15 protein-coding genes are annotated in these 19221 nt (G+C 56.8%); 9 read left to right on the top strand and 6 right to left on the bottom strand.

The features are described 5' to 3' along the window. Window positions 1-122 precede the first annotated feature (122 nt). Window positions 123-1628 (top strand): MocR-like pyridoxine biosynthesis transcription factor PdxR, encoded by a 1506-nt coding sequence (pdxR, locus tag ACU6HM_RS00425; RefSeq protein ID WP_021446938.1) that lies wholly within the window; start codon window positions 123-125, stop codon window positions 1626-1628. Window positions 1629-1639: 11 nt separating this feature from the next. Here the strand turns inward: pdxR and ACU6HM_RS00420 are convergent, their stop codons facing one another. Then, window positions 1640-2935 (bottom strand): serine hydroxymethyltransferase, encoded by a 1296-nt coding sequence (locus tag ACU6HM_RS00420; RefSeq protein ID WP_446763226.1) that lies wholly within the window; start codon window positions 2933-2935, stop codon window positions 1640-1642. A 665-nt stretch (window positions 2936-3600) separates the two neighbouring features. Between ACU6HM_RS00420 and ACU6HM_RS00415 the strand changes: the two genes are divergently transcribed. From ACU6HM_RS00415 to ACU6HM_RS00395, 5 genes are all read left to right on the top strand, one after another. After that, window positions 3601-4554: an AurF N-oxygenase family protein gene (locus ACU6HM_RS00415; protein WP_009459326.1), complete on the top strand. Its 954-nt coding sequence runs from the start codon at window positions 3601-3603 to the stop codon at window positions 4552-4554. Next, complete coding sequence (locus tag ACU6HM_RS00410) at window positions 4551-5603, top strand: 2Fe-2S iron-sulfur cluster-binding protein (protein WP_446763225.1); 1053 nt, start codon at window positions 4551-4553, stop codon at window positions 5601-5603. The genes ACU6HM_RS00415 and ACU6HM_RS00410 overlap by 4 nt, the downstream gene beginning before the upstream one ends. Window positions 5604-5635: 32 nt before the next feature. Beyond that, window positions 5636-6358: a glutamine amidotransferase gene (locus ACU6HM_RS00405; protein WP_021446939.1), complete on the top strand. Its 723-nt coding sequence runs from the start codon at window positions 5636-5638 to the stop codon at window positions 6356-6358. Continuing rightward, window positions 6355-7224 (top strand): pyridoxine/pyridoxal/pyridoxamine kinase, encoded by an 870-nt coding sequence (gene pdxK / locus ACU6HM_RS00400; RefSeq protein ID WP_021446940.1) that lies wholly within the window; start codon window positions 6355-6357, stop codon window positions 7222-7224. Before ACU6HM_RS00405 ends, pdxK begins: the two co-directional genes overlap by 4 nt. Window positions 7225-7309: 85 nt before the next feature. After that, the gene (locus ACU6HM_RS00395; RefSeq protein WP_009459329.1) at window positions 7310-9301 is read left to right on the top strand and encodes a BCCT family transporter; all 1992 of its coding nucleotides are present in this window, start codon (window positions 7310-7312) and stop codon (window positions 9299-9301) included. Here ACU6HM_RS00395 and soxR read toward each other — a convergent pair. Next, window positions 9298-9774 (bottom strand): redox-sensitive transcriptional activator SoxR, encoded by a 477-nt coding sequence (soxR, locus tag ACU6HM_RS00390; protein ID WP_446763224.1) that lies wholly within the window; start codon window positions 9772-9774, stop codon window positions 9298-9300. The two genes, ACU6HM_RS00395 and soxR, sit on opposite strands and share 4 nt — an antisense overlap. Before the next feature lie 281 nt (window positions 9775-10055). On the opposite strand from soxR, the gene ACU6HM_RS00385 reads away from it, so the two are divergent. Genes ACU6HM_RS00385 through ACU6HM_RS00375 form a run of 3 tightly spaced genes read left to right on the top strand, consistent with a single transcriptional unit; the run spans window position 10056 to window position 15672 of the window. Further along, window positions 10056-11129: an efflux RND transporter periplasmic adaptor subunit gene (locus ACU6HM_RS00385; protein ID WP_446763223.1), complete on the top strand. Its 1074-nt coding sequence runs from the start codon at window positions 10056-10058 to the stop codon at window positions 11127-11129. Continuing rightward, window positions 11126-14242, top strand: coding sequence for a MexW/MexI family multidrug efflux RND transporter permease subunit (locus ACU6HM_RS00380; protein ID WP_446763222.1), 3117 nt, complete (start codon window positions 11126-11128; stop codon window positions 14240-14242). Before ACU6HM_RS00385 ends, ACU6HM_RS00380 begins: the two co-directional genes overlap by 4 nt. Further along, window positions 14239-15672, top strand: coding sequence for an efflux transporter outer membrane subunit (locus ACU6HM_RS00375; protein WP_254498913.1), 1434 nt, complete (start codon window positions 14239-14241; stop codon window positions 15670-15672). The genes ACU6HM_RS00380 and ACU6HM_RS00375 overlap by 4 nt, the downstream gene beginning before the upstream one ends. 2 nt (window positions 15673-15674) lie before the next feature. Here ACU6HM_RS00375 and ACU6HM_RS00370 read toward each other — a convergent pair whose 3' ends face one another. From ACU6HM_RS00370 to ACU6HM_RS00355, 4 genes are all read right to left on the bottom strand, one after another. Next, the gene (locus tag ACU6HM_RS00370; RefSeq protein ID WP_021446941.1) at window positions 15675-16103 is read right to left on the bottom strand and encodes a hypothetical protein; all 429 of its coding nucleotides are present in this window, start codon (window positions 16101-16103) and stop codon (window positions 15675-15677) included. Between the two features lie 170 nt (window positions 16104-16273). Beyond that, entirely contained in the window at window positions 16274-16963 is a 690-nt protein-coding gene (locus tag ACU6HM_RS00365) for an ANTAR domain-containing response regulator (RefSeq protein WP_009459347.1), read from the bottom strand. A gap of 3 nt (window positions 16964-16966) precedes the next feature. After that, window positions 16967-18142, bottom strand: coding sequence for a transporter substrate-binding domain-containing protein (locus ACU6HM_RS00360; RefSeq protein WP_051359123.1), 1176 nt, complete (start codon window positions 18140-18142; stop codon window positions 16967-16969). Between the two features lie 111 nt (window positions 18143-18253). Beyond that, window positions 18254-18736: an AmiS/UreI family transporter gene (locus ACU6HM_RS00355; protein ID WP_250755995.1), complete on the bottom strand. Its 483-nt coding sequence runs from the start codon at window positions 18734-18736 to the stop codon at window positions 18254-18256. Between the last annotated feature and the right edge of the window lie 485 nt (window positions 18737-19221).

The raw sequence follows: 19221 nt of genomic DNA, 5'->3' as shown, positions 1-19221 counted from the left end.
TGCTGAGATCCTGTACAAACCTGAACGCCGGAACAGGCCCCCCTATTTCGGCAATGACAATCAAGTCTACGAGCACAATGGTCTGACTAGTCAGACCATTAATATTCTCTGGAGCAGACCGCATGACGCGTTCGTTTGAACTGGACACCTTGAAGATGCGTCTTAACGATGACGAACTTCAATCCCTGGATCTTCACCAACGCATTCAGCGTGCCTTGCGGGCGTTGATTCTGGATGGCGCGCTGGGTCCGGGGGTCAAGCTGCCTGCCACACGCTCGCTGGCCAAATCCTTGGGCATGGCCCGCGATACGGTTGAAAACGCCTATGTTCAACTGCATCGCGACGGCTTTATCGTGCGGCGCGAGGGCTCGGGCAGCTATGTTTCCGAGTCGGTCGGCACGGAGCTGCGCGGCAGTGCCTATCGCCGCATCAAAGCCCAGGATCTGAAACGCAGCGTAATGGAACCCGGTACGGGCTTGAGCCGTCGGGGTCGCGCCGTGTTTGAAAGTGGCGGCATTGCCGATCAACAGACCATCAAGGCCTTTGCCACTGGCCTGCCGGAAACCCGCAACTTCCCCACCGATGTGTGGGAACGCCTGCAGCGTCAGGCCATGAAAGACTATCGAGCCAACATCCTGCTGCATGGCGATCCGCAAGGCACCGAGTCCCTGCGTAAAGCGATTGCCGTGTACCTGAATCTGGAGCGTGGTGCGAAGGTCTCGGCCGATCAAATTTTGATTCTGAGCAGCACGCGCCAGGCCTTGTTCCTGTGCGCGCAATTACTGGTCGATGCTGGCAAACCCATTCTGGTTGAAAATCCTGGCTACTTCGGCGCCCGCAAAGCCTTTGAAGCGGCCGAGGCTCGTGTCGTACCGATTGGCGTGGACGAGCAAGGCTTGCGCACCGATCTGCTGAATGAAGATCGCAGCGGCGCGAACTGCATTTACGTGACACCCTCGCACCAGTACCCCACCGGGGCCACCATGTCCCTGGAACGTCGTCTGGAGCTCATACACTGGGCGGCTGAAAATGGCCGCTGGATTATGGAAGACGACTACGACAGTGAATTTCATTACGACGGCTTACCCACGGCGTGTGTGCAGGGTCTGGATAAATACCAACGCACAATCTACTTGGGCACCTTCAGCAAAACCCTGTATCCGGGCCTGCGCATGGGCTATATGGCCCTGCCACCCGAGCTGGTCAAACCCTTCACCCAGGCACGCAGCATCATGGATGGTCACACACCGCAAATCCTGCAGCTGACGCTGGCGCGTTTTATGGAGGACGGACATTACAACTCGCATATTCGCGCTATGCGCAAGCTGTATGCCGGGCGGCGGGAGATCATGCTGGAAGCCATCGAGCAGCACTTGCAAGGAATCGTTCGTGCGGCCCGACCTGAAGGCGGTTTGCAGATTCCCTGCTTTCTGGAGCCGGGCTGGTCAGAAGAACACACGCTGCGCCGCGCCTTGAGCGCTGGCGTTCAACTGCCGGGTTTGAGCCGTCTGTACATTGGTGAAGAAAAACAACAGGGCTGGCTGCTGGGCTATGCCTCCCTGACCGCCTACGAGATCGAGTCCGCCATGTTGCGTCTGGCCAACGCTCTGCGTCAGGGCAAAGGCTGAGCCGGGAAAAATCAGTACATCAAGGGGTATCGCCGGTTCAGGTCTGCGACCCCTTCCAAAATGGCATTCTCGGTGCGGGGATTGCGCGAACCACTGCGCACCCCGCCCAGCAAGGCCAGAATCATGTCGCCAATTTCCTTGAAATCATCTTCACCCAAACCGCGAGTCGTACAGGCGGCACTGCCGACCCGTACCCCCGAATAGGCGCCAGAGGCTTGCTCATACGGCACACGGTGTTTGCTCAAGCTAATGCCCAACTGAGCCAGAACCTGCTCAACCAAAGGCCCGCAAAGGCCCCAAGGGCGCAAATCCACCACACCAAAATGACAGTCTGTTCCCCCTGACACCACCGTCAGCCCACCTTCGGACAAGCGGCGACACAGGCTGCGCGCATTGATGATGACGGACTGGGCATAGGCCTTATAGGATGGGCTCATCGCTTCACCCAAAGCCACCGCCTTGGCGGCCAGAATGTTCAGCAAAGGTCCGCCTTGCAGCCCTGGATATACGGCCTGGCTCAAGCGCTCGGCCAGCTTGGGCTCATTGCTCAAGATAATCCCACCACGCGGTCCGCGTAAGGTGCCATGCGTGGAGAAGGTCGTGACATGGGCATGTTTGACGGGTGACTCCATCAGACCTGCCGCCACCAGCCCCGCGCCGTGGGCCAAATCCACCATCAAATAAGCGTTGATCTCGTTGGCAATATTCCTGAACTCGGCAAAATTTGGCGTACGTGAATAGGACGAACCTCCGGCAATGATCAACCGCGGCCGTTCCTTGTGGGCCAGGGCACGAACCTCGTCCATGTCGACCCATTGCGTCTGACGATCCACTCCGTACGAGCAGGTCTGAAACCAGCGTCCGGACACATTGAAATGCGAACCGTGGCTAAGGTGCCCGCCCGCACTTTGATCCAGCGCCAGAATCGTGTCGCCCGGCGAGAGCAAGGCCAGGTACACCGCCAGATTGGCCTGGCTGCCCGAGTGCGCCTGCACATTGGCGTAAGAGGCCCCAAAAACCGACTTGGCCCGCTCGATAGCCAGATCTTCGGTTTGATCGGCTTGTTCGCACCCGCCGTAAATCCGTTGCCCAGGATAACCTTGCGCCTGCTTGTTGCTGAGCAAGGAGCCCTGCACGTCCAAAACGGAGCGGCTCAGGTAATTCTCGGAAGCGATCAGCTCAATGGTGTGTTGTTGACGACGCCGTTCGGCTTCGATGATGTCCCAAAGATTGCGATCACTTTGCTGTAGAAATTGCGAACCCGCCAGAGGCTGGTGGGGGGTGTCGCCACCGGCAAGACTCTTCATGGGAGTTCCTGTTTAGAGATTGGCCACGATAGGGTCGTGGCTCATTGCCCGATACCAGGCAAAAGTGCTGCCCTGGACGCACGAACTCCAAGGGCGAAAGATAAACATCCTATTCTGTTTATCGATCTATAAAACAGTCCATTAAAAATTAACACACCAGACCACTTTTAATTATTGTTATTTGAATAAAAATTCAAAGCATAAAGAATTAAAAACCCTCTGAAACACAGAGAGAACGCCAATCCCGATCATCCTGGTCAAGAATTAAAACAAGATTCAAATTTTTATCATTAAGTGGTCTGTCAAATGATCTTGAAATGGTCTGTCATTTATTGTCATAGGATCATTAGAATGCAGCCAACGAATACTCAACGCCCGTACTTCTAAACGTTCAAGCAGATTATCACCTTTTTCAATCTGTACACGATAAACACATCCCCAGTTTTCCCACGACTACAGGAAACGCCATTGCTTTAACGGCAGTTCAACCACGCTGATCCCCACGGCTCAAGAAACCCGGCAACGGGATTTTTTTGGGCCTTGTCCATAAGAATCGGCAAATCCTTTTAAGCCTGCGAATTTCCATTTGGAAATAAAGATAGGTGGAGTAAAGAAACGACCTGTTCATTTCGAACAGATCGCAATCAACAGCAAGGAAGTTTGAAATGACAATCAAAAGCTACGAAACTGATGACGCCGTACGGAATATGCTGCAAAAGCTGTCTGTACTTTGGAAAAACCGGGCTGCCGTGAATCAGGAACTGCCGGACTACAACAATCTGGCTTTCGATCCCAACAAGGCCGATTTCAGTGAATGCCTGCTGCCTTTTCGCGGGCATCAGGCATGGCTGGAAGCTCCTGAAGAATTGAAATCGCAGTGCTTGTCCTACGCCTGGGGCATTTACAACCTGAAGACCATTTACGTTGAGTGCAACGTGGTCACGCCTTCTTGCGAAGACATCATCAAGACCCCGCCCCCAAGCGCCAACCGCAATCTGCTGCAAGACGTGATGTCCCAGGCCTTGCTGGACGAGGCCCTGCACACTCGCATGTCCATCATGGCCTGCAACTACATCTACTCCATGCGTGGTCTGACGCCCCTGGATTTCACCAATTTCAACCTGGTGCAGTGGCGCAATGACATCCTGAGCCAATGCGGTTCCGAATCCGAGCGTCGTCTGACCCGCTTTGCCATTGCCTGCGCGTCCGAGACCCTGATTACCGACTACCTGAAGACCATGGCCGAGGACAAGAGCATCCAGACCGTGTGCCATGAAGTTACCCGCACCCATGCCATGGACGAGTGGAGCCACTCCAGCGTGTTCAGCTTTGTTGCGTCGGACATCATTCACGGACTGAGCCAGAAAGAGCGCGAGCATATGCGCGCCGTTATTTTGCGCACCGTAGAAATGTTCGCCAACAATGAAATGGGCGCTTGGGAAAAAGTCTTCTCCATGGTGAACTTCCCCAATGCTCGCGACATCTTGCACGACACCGGCGACTCCAACGAAATTGGTGTGTACACCGGCTCGGTAGAAAGCCTGATCGAACGCATTGGCCTGAACAGCAAGTCCGGCAAGGCTCCTGCCGAGGCCGAACAACAGGAGGCGCTGCAATGACAGCCATGATTCAGGCGCGCTGCGAGACCGTTCGCCCCGAGGCCGGAAACGTCAAAGTGTTTACCTTGCGGGTGCAGGGCGGCCATTTTGATTTTCTGCAAGCCTTGCAGGCAGGCAAGCACGTCGCCCTGAGCTACCCCGATACCGGCGGCACCATTCAACAGCGTATGTATTCGATCACTCGTATGGCCGATCCAGACCTGATTGAAATTGCCGTGAAAGGGTCGGGGCGCAATAGTGTTTCCGATCACTTGCACGCCACCTTGCGCGAGGGCATGAGTGTGCCCCTGCAATATGTGGCGGGTGAAATCTCGGTGCACTCCATTGTGGGTTACCAGCGTATCGCCATGATTGCAGGCGGCATTGGCATTACCCTGCCCATTGCCTTGCTGCGTGAATTGGCGACGCGAGCCCAGGACGGCTTGCCTGTACCACAAGTACATTTGCTGCTCAGTATTGCCCGTATTGCCGACATTCCTTTCCTGCACGAGCTGCTGCAGCTGGACCTGGGCACCAGCTGGTTCACGCTGACCGTGTTTGTCACGCAGGAAAAGATTCGCGAAAGCGCTCATTTCAAAGTGGGTCGCCCCTCTTTTGAAAATATGGAGCAGTTAAAAGACCCACAGGCCGTCGTGATTTGCGGCAGCCACGGTTTTGCCCAGGCCTTGCGCGAATACACCCTTCAGGCTCACCCCATCTCGCACATGTTGATCGAGGCTTTTTCCCCGCCCGCCAGTTCCGGCGTGGAAATCCTGCCTGAAGCAGACAGCGCGCCCTTGCAAATCAATGTACGCAGCACCGGGCAAACGCTCTCGCCTGAACCGGGCAGCAGCTTGCTGGAAATGCTGGAGGCCGCCGATGTGCCTATTCGTAGTCAATGCCGCTCGGGTATTTGCGGCGCGTGCCGGGTACAGATTTCGGAGGGCGAGTACCGCTCTGAACCGGATTTTTGCCTGAGCGACCAGGACAAGGCCCAGGGCCATGCACTGGCATGTTGCACCTTCCCCTTATCGGGTGCCATTAATGTAGACATCGGTACCACGAGCTGACATCCTTACCATCTGGATTGAAAGAACCTCTTATGAAGAAAGTCATCGCACTGCGTCATATCCATTTTGAAGACTTGGGCACACTGGAGCCTGTTCTGATCGAACAGGGCTACCAAGTTCAATACATTGACCCTTCCGTCGAGTCACTGCGTCACGTGGGTGAACAGGACGCTGACCTGCTGGTTGTATTGGGCGGGCCAATCGGCGCCTACGACGAAAAGATTTACCCCTTCCTGTCTGATGAGCTGGAACTGATCAACAAGTTCTTGCTGGCAGGCAAACCTTTGCTGGGCATTTGCCTGGGCGCACAACTGATTGCGCGCGCCCTGGGTGCCAATGTCTACCCCCTGGGTGTGAAAGAAATCGGTTTCTCTCCGTTGAAACTGAGCGAAGCGGGCAAAGAATCGCCCCTGGCCGCCGTTAGCGGCATTCCCGTCCTGCACTGGCATGGGGATCAGTTCGATATTCCAGACGGAGCCATTCACCTGGCCAGCACGGACGTAGGCCCCAATCAGGCCTTCTCCTTCGGAACCCAAGTACTGGGCCTGCAATTTCACCTGGAAGCCGACACCAGCAAACTGGAACGCTGGCTGGTTGGTCATGCCAACGAACTGGGACAAGCTGATATCGATCCGCAAATGCTGCGTCTGGAAGCCATGGCGGTACAAAAACGCCTGCACGCCGCTGCCGCTACGGTCCTGACCAGCTGGCTCAGCCAACTTAAACAGGCCAGTTCCGCTGATTGCGCTGCATGAACACTGCTGCTGTAACGTTCGTCGATCGTGAACGACATCCCTACCATGTGGATGTCGTTTCGATTCAGTCGCAAGTCGTCTACGGTCGGGTGGGCAACAATGTTGCCGGCCCGACTTTGCGTAGACACGGCTTTAAAGTGGCCGCCGTTCCCACCGTGTTGCTCAGCAACAACCCGCAATACCCCACGGTGCACGGCGGCGCTGTCCCCGATGAATGGCTGGAAGGCTTTCTGAATGATCTGGTCTTGCGCGGTGCGCTGGACAAGGTACGCGCTGTCCTGATCGGTTATCTGGGCAGCGCCAACCAGGCCGTCATCATTGCACGCTGGTTAAAAGCGTTGCTGCAAGAGCACCCTGACACTCTGGTGATAGTGGACCCGGTCATGGGTGATCTGGATGTAGGCGTCTACGTAGACCCGGCACTGATCCCCGCCTATCACGAAACCTTGCTGCCGCTGGCCACGGGCCTGACCCCCAATAATTACGAGCTGTCCTTGCTGTCCCAACAGCCTTGCGACACCATCCAGGGCAGTTCCAGCGCCGCGCACGCCTTGCTAAATGGCCGGACCGAATGGGTCATTGCCACCAGTGCCGCCCCCGACTCCTGGCAGGATGGTCAGATCAAATTATTGATGTCTCGCAAGGAGCCGCGTGCCGACACCCTGCTTAGCCATCCGCGCGTGGATTGTGCCGCCAAAGGTACCGGAGACCTGTTTGCCTCCACCTTGCTGGCCCATCTTATTTTGGGTGCAGACCTGCATTCTGCGGTGCATACGGCCAGTGCCAGTGTGCTGCATCAATTGGAGTTGACCCGCCAGGCCGGACATCAGGAATTAATTTTGCCAATAGATCCTTTCCGAGCCTGAGCAAATATTTCCTAATCTAACAAACCTTTCAACCGGCAGTCGTTCTCGTTAAGCTGTGCCCTCTTAGTTACAAACGGAGCATGACATGGGGCTGCCTTTTAAAAGCACGCTACATCCACGGGTGTTCTGGGGATCTACCTTTATCGTCCTGGTCTTTTTGCTGATCGGGATTATTTTCCCTAAAGACGCCGCACTTATTTTTGAGCAGTTACAAAACTGGGTCATCAAAAGTTTCGGCTGGTTCTATATCCTGGCTGTGGCCCTGTTTTTCTTTGCCGTCGTCTATCTGGCATTAAGCCGCTACGGCAATTTGAAATTAGGGCCGGACGACTCGGAGCCTGATTACCCCTATCTCACCTGGATGGCGATGCTATTTGCTGCCGGTATGGGGATTGGCCTGATGTTCTTTGCTGTGGCCGAGCCACTGCAACACTTCTCGGCCCCGCCCTCGGGCCTGGCCAGCACAGTGGAAGCCGCCCATCAGGCGCAGATCATCACCTTCTTTCACTGGGGCGTTCACGCCTGGGCCGTCTATGCGGTCGTTGGCTTGTCGCTGGCCTACTTCTGCTTTCGCTACAACCTGCCTTTAACCATCCGCTCGGGCCTGTATCCCTTATTTGGCAAGCGTATTGAAGGCTGGATTGGCGATAGCGTGGATATTTTTGCCGTGTGCGGCACGCTATTTGGTATTGCTACCTCCATGGGTTTGGGCGTACTTCAAATCAATGCCGGTCTGGAGCATTTATTTGGCTGGCCGCAGGAAACCTGGCTGCAAATTGTCCTGATTGTGGTGGTTACCTCACTGGCTACCTTATCTGTTGTCAGTGGACTGGATGTTGGCATTCGCCGCCTGTCCGAACTGAATTTGCTGGTTGCCATTGCCTTGATGCTGTTTGTGCTCGCCGTGGGCCCCACAGCCTTTTTGATGAATGCTTTTGTACAGAATATCGGCGGTTATCTCGATAACTTCTTTGCACGCTCATTTAGTACACAAGCATTCCGCGGGCAAAGCTGGATGAAAGCCTGGACCCTGTTTTACTGGGCCTGGTGGATCGCGTGGTCGCCCTTTGTCGGCATGTTCATCGCCCGCATCTCGCGTGGCCGCACCGTACGTGAATTCGTACTGGGCGTCTTGCTGGTGCCCACCGTCTTCACCTTCTTCTGGATGACCGTTTTTGGCAACACCGCCATCTTCCTGGATATGGGTGTGGCGGCAGGCCAACTAGCCCAGGATGCTGCCGCGAATGCATCCGTGGCCCTGTTCGAGTTCCTGGAATACCTGCCTTGGTCCAATGTAACCTCGACTTTGGCAATTATCCTGGTAGCCATTTTCTTTGTGACCTCGGCCGACTCGGGCTCTTTGGTTATCGATACCCTGGCCGCCGGTGGGGTGGAAGATGCTCCAGTCTGGCAACGCATTTACTGGTGCGCGCTGGAAGGCACCGCTGCCTCCCTGCTCTTGCTGGCCGGTGGTCTGACAGCCTTGCAAACCGTCACGCTGGTCAGCGCCCTGCCCTTTGCCATCATCATGTTCTTGTTGATCCTGGGGCTGTTCAAAGGCATGAAGGCAGATATGTCACGATTGCGTCGTCAAGGCCCCATGTCCGGCCCGGCTCCCGGCTCGGAAGTGTCCTGGCGTCGACGCCTCTCGACGATCCTGCACACGCCCAACCAACGCGATGCCCGGCGCTTCATGGGTGAAACCGTGGTTCCCGCTTTGCAGGCCGTGGCCGACGAGCTGGGCAAACGCAATCTGAATGTCAGCCTGGAGACCAGCGAGCAGGATACGGCCCAACTGACCATTCAGGCCGACAACCAGCGTAACTTTGTCTATGGCGTCGAGTTGCGCGCTCGTCGGGTTGCCAGCTTTACCGCGGCAGCAGCACGCAACGAACAGGCTCGCCCTCAAGAATGGCAAGTGCGTACTGTCTTTGCCGATGGCAGTCGGGGTTATGACTTGATGGGCCTGTCCTCCAGTCAGGTCATTAACGACATCCTGAACCACTTCGAGCGCTATCAGTCCCTGGTCACTTCCGAAGCCACCGCGCTGTACGCGCAGTCGCCCGACCCGAGCTAAGCCTCTGTTCCGGTCTCCAGTTTTCTTTCCAGAATCTGGGGACCGGGCCCTTGCTGGCCCAGAATATCGGCCGGATTACGCAAGGGACACTCACTCATGGACAAGCACCCACAGCCAATACAGTGGGTCAGCTCATCGCGCAGTCGCGTCAACTGCTCAATACGATCATTCAAACTGGCCTGCCAACGGCTGGACATGGCTCGCCATTGCTTGCTCGATGGCTTGCTGCCCGGTGGCAAACCACGCAAGGCCTCGTGGATTTCCTCCAGAGGAATCCCGGTACGCTGCGCTACTTTGATGATCGCAATGTAGCGTAAAACCACCGAATCAAAACGACGCTGGTTCCCGCTATTACGGGTACTGGCAATCAAGCCCTTGGCTTCATAAAAATGCACGGTCGAGACAGGGACACCACTGCGTTTGGCCACTTCCCCCACCGTCAAGGCACGACTGAAATCCAATGTTTTTGCCATCTTGATACCCCTTGACCTCAAGTTAACTTGAGGTTTTATAGTCCAGGTACCTAATTAAGGCAAGCCATGTTGGCTGCCTCTTTGTTGTCACAGGAACCTGCCATGCCTCCCCTCATTTGGATTCTGTTTGCCGGACCTCTGTCATGGTTACGGCAAGCCCAGCTTGTGTCAGCCACCTACTTCAAACCCGAAGACTGGTCGCAAAGTGATCAGCGATTCGGCTGGACTCTTCCCAACAAACAGCCTTTGTGGCCCTCTTCCCTGACAGGAGGGTCGGCAGCATGAGTTCGCGTCGTACTTGGATCATGATTCCCGTTCTGGCCGGCGTATTGGCCATAGGCTGGCGTTTGCTGCCAGCCTCGCAAGAAGCTCAAGCAGGGGGAGCCTATCCGCCTGCCGTCGTCGAACTATCCAGCGTCGAGTCCCAGACCGCTCCTCGTCTTTTGCATGCCGTCGGTGCACTGGAAGCCTGGCAGCAAGTGCTGCTCAGTGCAGAGACCAGCGGCCGTATTCGCAAGATTGATTTCACCTCCGGACAGCAAGTCAAGGCAGGCCAGCCACTGGTTTTGCTCAATGACGAACTGGAACAAGCCAGCGTGCGCCGCGAGCAGGCACAGGTCAAACAGGCCGCCATTCAGCTCACCCGTGTACGCAAGCTGAAGGAACAGCAAGCCGCTACCCAGGAGCAGTTGGATCAAGCCCAGGCCGATCACGCTGTGGCCCAGGCCCAACTGCAATATCAACGCGCTGAACTGGCCTTGAAACAGATTGCCGCCCCCTTCTCGGGTCGCATCGGTATCACCAGCTTGCATCAGGGCCACTACTTGCAACCCGGCCAAGCCATCGCCAGCCTGGTCGATGACAGTCAACTGCGTGTGAACCTGACCGTGCCAGAGCAAAGCCTGCCGGATCTGAAGGTGGGCCAGACACTGCACGTACAGGTGGACGCCTGGCCGGGCGAGAACTTCCAGGCTGAAATCAGCGCCATCGATCCCTTGATTGGTGATTCGCGCACCATACGCCTGCAAGCGCTGCTGCCCAACCCCGACAATCGCCTGAAAGCGGGGATGTACGCCCGTGCTCAATTGAAGCGCCCCGCCGAAGCGCCCGTCCTGACCGTGCCCGAAACCGCATTGACCTACACCGCCTACGGCCAGACCGTGTTTGTGGCCTCCCCCACGGATCAGGGTCTGTGGCAGGTCAAGCGCGTGGCCGTACAAACTGGCGAGCAATGGGATGAGCGTGTCGAAATCATTGATGGCTTGAAAGAAGGCGACAAGGTTGTGAGCGCCGGCCAGATCAAGATTCAGGACGGCTCCACAGTACAAACCGCCAAGGACAAGGAGCCCGTATGAACACCACCTCCCGTCCCGGCTTTACCGACTTGTTCGTTCGTCGGCCGGTACTTGCCCTGGTGGTCAGCGCCTTGCTCCTGATGTTGGGGCTGTTCTCTTTGGACAAGCTGCCCATCCGGCAGTATCCCCTGCTGGAGAACTCCACCATCACGATTACCACCGAGTACCCCGGCGCCTCTGCACAACTGATGCAAGGCTTTGTCACCCAGCCCATCGCCCAGGCTCTGGCCTCGGTGGAAGGGGTGGATTACCTGTCTTCCAACTCCGTGCAAAGCCGCAGTGTCGTGACCCTGCGCATGGAGCTGAACCGCGACTCTACCCAGGCCCTGACCGAAGTCATGAGCAAGGTCAGCCAGGTGCGCTACCGCCTGCCTGAAGGCGCCTATGACCCGGTTGTGGAACGTTCCTCCGGGGACTCCACTGCGGTGGCCTATGTAGGCTTTTCCACGACGTCAATCTCCATCCCGGAACTGAATGACTATCTGTCCCGCGTAGTGGAGCCTATGTTCTCCACGATTGATGGCGTGGCGAAAATCCAGACCTTTGGTGGTCAAAAACTGGCCATGCGACTGTGGCTGGACTCGGACCGCATGGCGGGCTATGAACTGACAGCTGCCGATATTGCCCAGGCTGTGCGTGCCAACAACTATCAGGCCGCCCCCGGCATGGTCAAAGGCCAGCATGTCTTGAGCAATATTCAGCTCAATTCGGACCTGACCAGCGTGGCCGAATTTCAGGACCTGATCGTGCGCGAAGACGGCACCTCTCTGGTTAGACTGCGCGACGTAGGCAAGGTAGAGCTGGGAGCAGCAGCGACGGAAACCAGCGCCCTGATGGATGGCCTGCCCGCGATTCACCTGGGCTTGTTCCCCACTCCCGGCGGCAACCCCTTGCGGATTGTGGAAGGCATTCGTGATCGCCTCCCAGCCATTGAGGCCACCTTGCCTCCCGGCGTGGAAGTGGCCCTGGCTTTTGAAACCGCCCGCTTCATCCAGGCCTCGATTGATGAGGTGCTCAAGACCCTTACCGAAGCCATGATTATCGTGGTGCTGGTGATTTATCTGTGTCTGGGTTCTTTCCGCAGCGTGCTGATTCCGCTGGCTACCATTCCCTTGTCCATGTTGGGAGCAGCCGCCTTGATGCTGGCCTTTGGTTTCAGCATCAATTTGCTGACCTTGCTGGCCATGGTGCTGGCTATCGGACTGGTAGTGGACGATGCGATTGTTGTGGTTGAAAACGTACACCGTCACATTGCCGCCGGACGCTCACCCGTGGTGGCGGCTTTATTGGGCGCACGTGAAGTGGCCGGCCCAGTGATCGCCATGACCCTGACCCTGGCCGCCGTCTATGCCCCGATTGGGCTGATGGGTGGCCTGACTGGAGCACTGTTCAAAGAGTTTGCCCTGACGCTGGCCGGTGCCGTGCTGGTATCCGGGGTCGTGGCCTTGACCTTGTCCCCAGTGATGAGTTCCTTGCTACTGCCCTCACAGCAAGATGAAGGTCGCATGGCGCACCTGGCAGAGAGTTTCTTTGGTGGTCTGTCGGCCCGCTACGGTCGATTGCTGGCCCGCTCCTTGCGCCATCGCTGGATCACGGGCGCCATGGCCTTGCTGGTCTTTATCAGCCTGCCCGTGCTCTATCAAATGACGCACAGTGAGCTGGCTCCCATTGAAGATCAGGCCAGCGTGCTGACAGCCGTGAAAGCTCCGCAAAATGCCAACCTGGCCTATGCCGAGCGCGACGGCAAGCTGCTGGATGACACGTATCGTGAAGTGGCCGAAACCGAAAGCACCTGGTTGATTGTGGGGACAGACGGCCCGGCTGCCAGCTTTGGCGGGATCAACCTGAAGGACTGGAGCAAGCGCGAGCGCGATGCCAGCGCCGTACAGGGTGAGCTGCAAGGACGTGTCAGCGCGATTCCCGGCAGCAGTATCTTCGCCTTCCAGCTTGCCCCCTTGCCCGGTTCCAGCGGCGGTCTGCCGGTTCAACTGGTACTGCGCAGCCCCGGCGACTACCGCACGGTGTACGACACGATGGAGTGGGTCAAACAGCAAGCCCGTGAAAGCGGATTGTTCGTCGTGGTAGACAGCGATCTGGACTACAACAAGCCCGTTTCCCGCGTGGAAATTGACCGCAGCAAAGCGGCCAGCATGGGTATTAGTCTGCGAGATATTGCTGATTCCCTGGCCGTGCTGGTGGGCGAGAATTACCTGAACCGCTTTTCGCTGGATGGTCGCTCGTATGACGTGATTCCACAAAGCCAGCGTGAACTGCGCCTGACAGCTCAAGCACTGACACGTCAGTTTGTACGCAGCGCCAATGGCGAGCTGGTGCCTTTGTCGGCCATGGTCCAAATCCACAGCGAAGTGGAACCCAACAGCCTGCGCCAATTCAACCAGCAAAACTCGGCCACGCTGCAAGCCATTCCAGCACCGGGCGTCACGTTGGGTCAAGCGGTGGGCTATCTGGACGACATCGCCCGTCAATTGCCCGCAGGATTCACGCATGACTGGCAATCGGAGTCGCGCCAATTCACCCAGGAAAGTCAGTCTCTGGTGTGGGCCTTCCTGGCTGCGCTGGTGGTGATTTATCTGGTGCTGGCCGCGCAGTACGAAAGCCTGGTGGACCCCATCATCATTCTGGTGACGGTGCCCTTGTCCCTGTGCGGTGCCCTGCTGCCTTTGGCCCTGGGATTTGGCACGCTCAACATCTACACCCAGATAGGTCTGTTAACGCTGGTCGGCCTGATCAGCAAGCACGGCATTCTGATGGTGGAGTTTGCCAATGAACTGCAATTCAAAGAGGGCCTGAAAAAGCCCGAAGCCATCTTGCAAGCCGCCCGCATTCGTTTGCGCCCTGTGCTGATGACAACCGGGGCCATGGTCTTTGGTCTGGTGCCTCTGCTGTTTGCCTCCGGTGCGGGTGCTAACAGCCGCTTTGGCCTGGGTGTGGTGCTGGTCTCGGGCATGTTGATCGGCACAGTATTCACCCTGTTTATCTTGCCGACTTTGTATACCTTGCTGGCGCGTGATCACGCCCATCAAGCAGACACCCCGCGGGCGCGCGATCTGGCGCAAGCCCTGCGCCCTTCGACTGGAGAACACTCATCATGACGCCACAACTATCAAACAGGCTAGCGCCTGTGGCGCGTGCTCTGCGACTGGTGATCCCCAGCCTGATCCTGAGCGGTTGCGCTGTGGGGCTGGACACCTCCATTCCCACCGCTCCAAGCTTGGCCGACACCAACTGGAACAGCCAGTTCGCTCAAGCCACCGAGCAACGCGAAAACTGGTGGACCTTGCTGCAAGACCCGCAACTGAACGCCTTGATTGCCAAGGCCCTGGACCACAACCTGGATATTGCCCAGGCACAGGCCCGCTGGCGGGCCTCCCGCGCCCTGATCGACGAGCGCCAACACGACCGTCTACCCGCCATCACGGCCCACGCCAGCTACAACCGTAGCGGTTCACAATTTGCCGCGCCCGATGGCTCCATTGATCACGGTATTACCGAGAACTGGCGCCTTGGCATGCAGGCCACTTGGGAGATCGATGTGTTCGGTCGTCTGGAGCAACTGGCCCGTTCTGCGCAGGCTCGCAGCGAGGCCAGTGCAGACCAACTTGATCTGACTCGCCAGGCTATCGCGGCTGAACTGGCACGCCAATACGTGCAAGCCCAAGGTTTGCAACGGCAACTGGCTCTGGCTGAGGATGACGTACGCAGCTGGGAGCATACACTCAGGCTGGTGCAGGCTGGCGTTTCGCTGGGTCGGGAATTGCCGGAGAATCTGGACAATGCCCAGGCTGGTCTTGAGCGCGCCAAAACCCTGGTGCCCCAACTGCGCAGCGACCTGGAGCTGGCTCGTTTGCGCATCCAGGTGCTAAGCGGCGGGCAAGCCGGGAGCATTGATACGCCGTTGCCCAGTGCCAAGGCACCCTTGGCCGCTTCCTTGCCGTTAGGTGATGTGAACGCCATGCTGTTCAACCGGCCTGACGTACGCGCCGCCCGGCAGGAAATCCTGGCCAGCTCGCACGAAGTGGCCGCCGCCACCGCCGAGCTGTACCCCCGCCTGGATCTGGCTGGCTTTATTGGCTTTTTTGCCTTGCGAGGTAGCGACCTGGGCCATGCTGCCCGTGCCTTTGATGTTTCACCTGCCATGCAATGGCCTGCCCTGCGCCTGGGCCATGCCAAAGCGCGCTTGCGTGGCATGGAGGCGGTGGCCGATGAATCACGTCTGCACTATCAACAAGTGCTATTGCAAGCTCAGGAAGAAATTCAGGGCTCTTTGCAACGGCTGACTCAACATCAGGAAAGCCTGCTTAGCCTGACTCGAGCGGCGTCACATCTGGAAAATGCCCATGAGCGTGCCTTGACGCGTTATGAGGTGGGAGCCGGTGCCTATCAGCAAGTGCTGGAAAATCAGCGCAGCCTGAACCAGACCCGGCAAGAACTGGCGATTGCCGAAACCGGCTCGTACCTGAATGTAATTGCCTTGTATCAGGCCTTGGGTTGGGGAGTGGCGACACCAAGCTCCACTGAGTAACTTCAAGCTTGATCGGATTGGGGGTGGTCTGTCTCGAAGATAGGCCGCCCCTTTTCTATTTGTGCATCCGTCTGTTGCAAAAACTCGGATAGATTCGCAATCTTGCTTTGCATTAGCCGATCCAGCAGCTTTCCGCCAAACCACAACAAGGCGCAGCAGAAAAACGTAATCGGCAATACATACCAACGCAGCCAGACCGATGCATCCAGCAACCAGCCAAGCGCGGTAAAAATCACCACTAAAGTGCAGGCAATCCAATTATTGCGCTTGGCCTTGAGCAAGAATTTCCTCAAATCCAGGTGGCCACGGTTCAGAGTCTCTAATTGCTCGTGAAGCTGATCACGGTCTTTTTGCAGTTGCACCCAGGCAGCGCGCTGCTCTGATGTCACCGCAAGGGCAGACCGGGGCTGTTCATATTCCTGATGGCTCATTATCTCTACGCTGGGGCAGCGGCGTACTCTAGAAAATCGCTATTGTAGGAGGAATGAAAACGGGTAGTGTTTCTGCCTTTTTCTCTTTACCAAGCAAGCCTATGCCTACCACTTCAATCACGCGCCTGCTCTAGCCAGCCACCGCAGCTCAGCCTGGCCAAAACACCTGGCTAGTTCCCCCGCAAGGACGAACCTTTTTGCCCCAGGGACAGCACTTCACTGGCATTCACAATGGCAATCGAAATATCCTCAATCGTGCTGCGCTTGTTCATGGCCTGCTCACGAATCAAATCGTAGGCCTGGTCCTCGGACACCTGATGGGTACGCATCAAGATCGTCTTTGCTTGCGCCACATGCCGCTGCCCCATCAGTTTGGTTTGCAGCTTGCTGATCAGCCGACGTTGCTGGCGCAGTTCTTTATGGTATTTACGCGCCAGCACCACGGTGGACAACAAGCCAAAAGAGCGTATGGGCGAAGGCAGGATCGCCTGAATATTCAAATCCAGTACGGCCGACACGATCGTGGGGTTTTCATAATTGACCACGGCAATAATCGTGGGTGCTTCCTCCTCGCAGACCCAATCCAGGCGCAGGTGCAAAAGATCAGGCTGCACGGCCAGAAAGACCAGATCCGTTCCTGAAGGCAGGTTTTGCGTGGGTGGCCAGATCGTCTGGACCGAACACCCGATACGCTGCAGTTGCTGGGTCAGCAAGCGGCCATCGCTATCGTCCGGATGCATGACCACCATCGTCAATTGCCGCAGTTCCTTGAGCTGCGGCGAGGTGGCATGCGGAAAACGATTCCGCACTCGCAAAGGCTTGTTTGCCGGCTCATCACCGTAGGAAGAGGAGTTGGCCACGCTTTATGTCTCCAAAGTATCCAGCTTGGCAGTCCAGTCGCCCAAGGAATGGGTAACCAGATACGGGTCGGGCGAGACCGGGCGCGTTGCCTGGCGCACAATCGCAAATTCGCCGTCGGCATTGATGCGGCCAATCCGTGGATAAAGCCAAGTATGGTGATTATTGGGATCGATCTTGATCCGCCCCTGAGGCGCATCCAGTTCACTGCCCAGCAGGTAGGGCAGCAGATCTCCGATCGCATCACTGGCGGATTGTCGATACGCATTGGCGAACAAATGCATCTGTGAATAGGCAGCTTCCCAGCACAGATTAGGGTGGCAGTCGGCCCCAAAGCGCTTGCGCAAACTGGCCAGACAACGCGCATTGACTTCCGACTCGATGGACTGAAAATACGGTGCAGCGGTGAAGTGTCCACAGGCAATTTCCGCGCCCATCTGGGCAATCTCGGCTTCGGAGGTCGTCAAACTGGCAATGGGCATGGTTTGCGGATTAAAGCCCGCATTGGCATAAGCGCGATACAGATTGGCAGTGGAGTCCCCCACCACGGTGGAGAAAATAAAGTCCGGCTGCTTCTGGCGTATGTCTTCCATGATCAGGCTGTAATCGCTCTCGCTGGCATCCAATGGCAGATAGTGTTCGCCCAGCACGTTGCTATCGGGATGCTGCATGACCAGCTCGCGCATGATGCGATTGGACTCATAGGGGTAGATATAGTCCGAGCCAATCATGTAGACCCGCGCGCCAAAATTGCTGGTCATGAAATGCGCCAGCTGCACACTGTTCTGATTGGGCGCCGCGCCGGTATAGATCACATTGCCCGAAAACTCGAAACCTTCGTACAGGGTGGGATAGAACAGCAGCTTGTTCCACTTCTCCACAATCGGGATCACGGCCTTGCGGCTGCTGGACATATAACAGCCAAAGATCACATTGACGCGGTCCTGCACAATCAACCGCTCGGCCTGTTCAGCGTAGCAAGCGGGCCTGGACGCCGGGTCGTAGCACACCGCCACCAGTTCACGCCCCAGCAGGCCACCGGCCTCGTTGATTTCCTCAATCGCCAGTTTGGTGCCCTGCCATTGCGACTGACCAATGGTAGAGGTCATGCCGGTTGCGGAATAAAGAACGCCGACGCGTACGGGTTCGTTGTGAGCCAAAGTCCATCTCCTGTCTAGCATGGTAGGGGCGCAGGTCGACGGACCTGCCGGTAAACACTACGAGCGAGCATCAGGTTACTCCAAAAAACTGCATTACTCTGGCTCCCCACCACGCTTGCACTCCTATGAAAACTACCAGGCATCCATCATGATCAGGGTGCCGGGCAACCAGCAGGTCAAGGCCCCGATCAGGACGGTATACGCAGGCAAGATACGCAAGGATCGTCCCAGTCCCAAGGCCAGGAAAAACAGAAACCACAGGCTGGACCACAAGAGCCACATGGCGATCAAACGCGGATCGCTGACAGAACCGGCAAAGGCCAGTGCGCTGATGGCAACAAACAGGCAATACCAGCCAAAACCCACTCCTTTCAGCCCATACCACTGCACCACAGCCAGATACAGATAGGTGAAGGCAAACAGCAGCCCACCAGCAACGGCAAAGTAATCCGCCATTTGCTCGCCGCGCTGCAAGCCCAGCAAATTGATGAACAGGGCCAACAGCCCCACCAGCAAGTTAAAGGGGGCCAGGTCCCGACTTTCAATACGTCCAGTCAAACCCACGCCATTCACAATCAGCACAGCCCCAATAAAGAAAAGCGCAACACCCAACATGGCATAAGCCTCCAAAACAAGGTGACGATTCCGGCCTGGCTGGCGTCAGATATTGCTGACGCTGCGTGAGCTCTGTGTATCGCGATGGCATCGTGCCGCGAAGCAGGATTCCAGATAGTTCGCAACCTAACTACGAGGTCGGATTTATTTCAGGCAAACAAAAAGGCCCAGACCGGTTCAAGCATTGAACCGGTCTGGGCCTTTTTGCCCGGCATCGGCGCTGGCAGCATTGGCAGCGGATGTCGTGTCTATTCGGAAATGTCGCAGCGATCTGAAATCGCGATCGGTGCAATTCTTACATAGCCTGCTCTATCGTCTGTACTAGCGATTACCCTAGCGGCTGACTATTGGCGTCCTAAATATATTTTGTGCTACAGTATTTCATCGATTTAACGATCTGATTCTTATTTCATGAACCGCCCCGCATCCTCTTTGCCAAGCGCTCTGCCCCTGTCGCGGGCCGCGTCGCTGCGGGCGGGCTCCCC

This window comes from Alcaligenes sp. RM2, from assembly GCF_052931795.1.
Note: the sequence above shows the minus strand (reverse complement) of the source record. Positions and strands in the feature narration are given on the sequence as shown.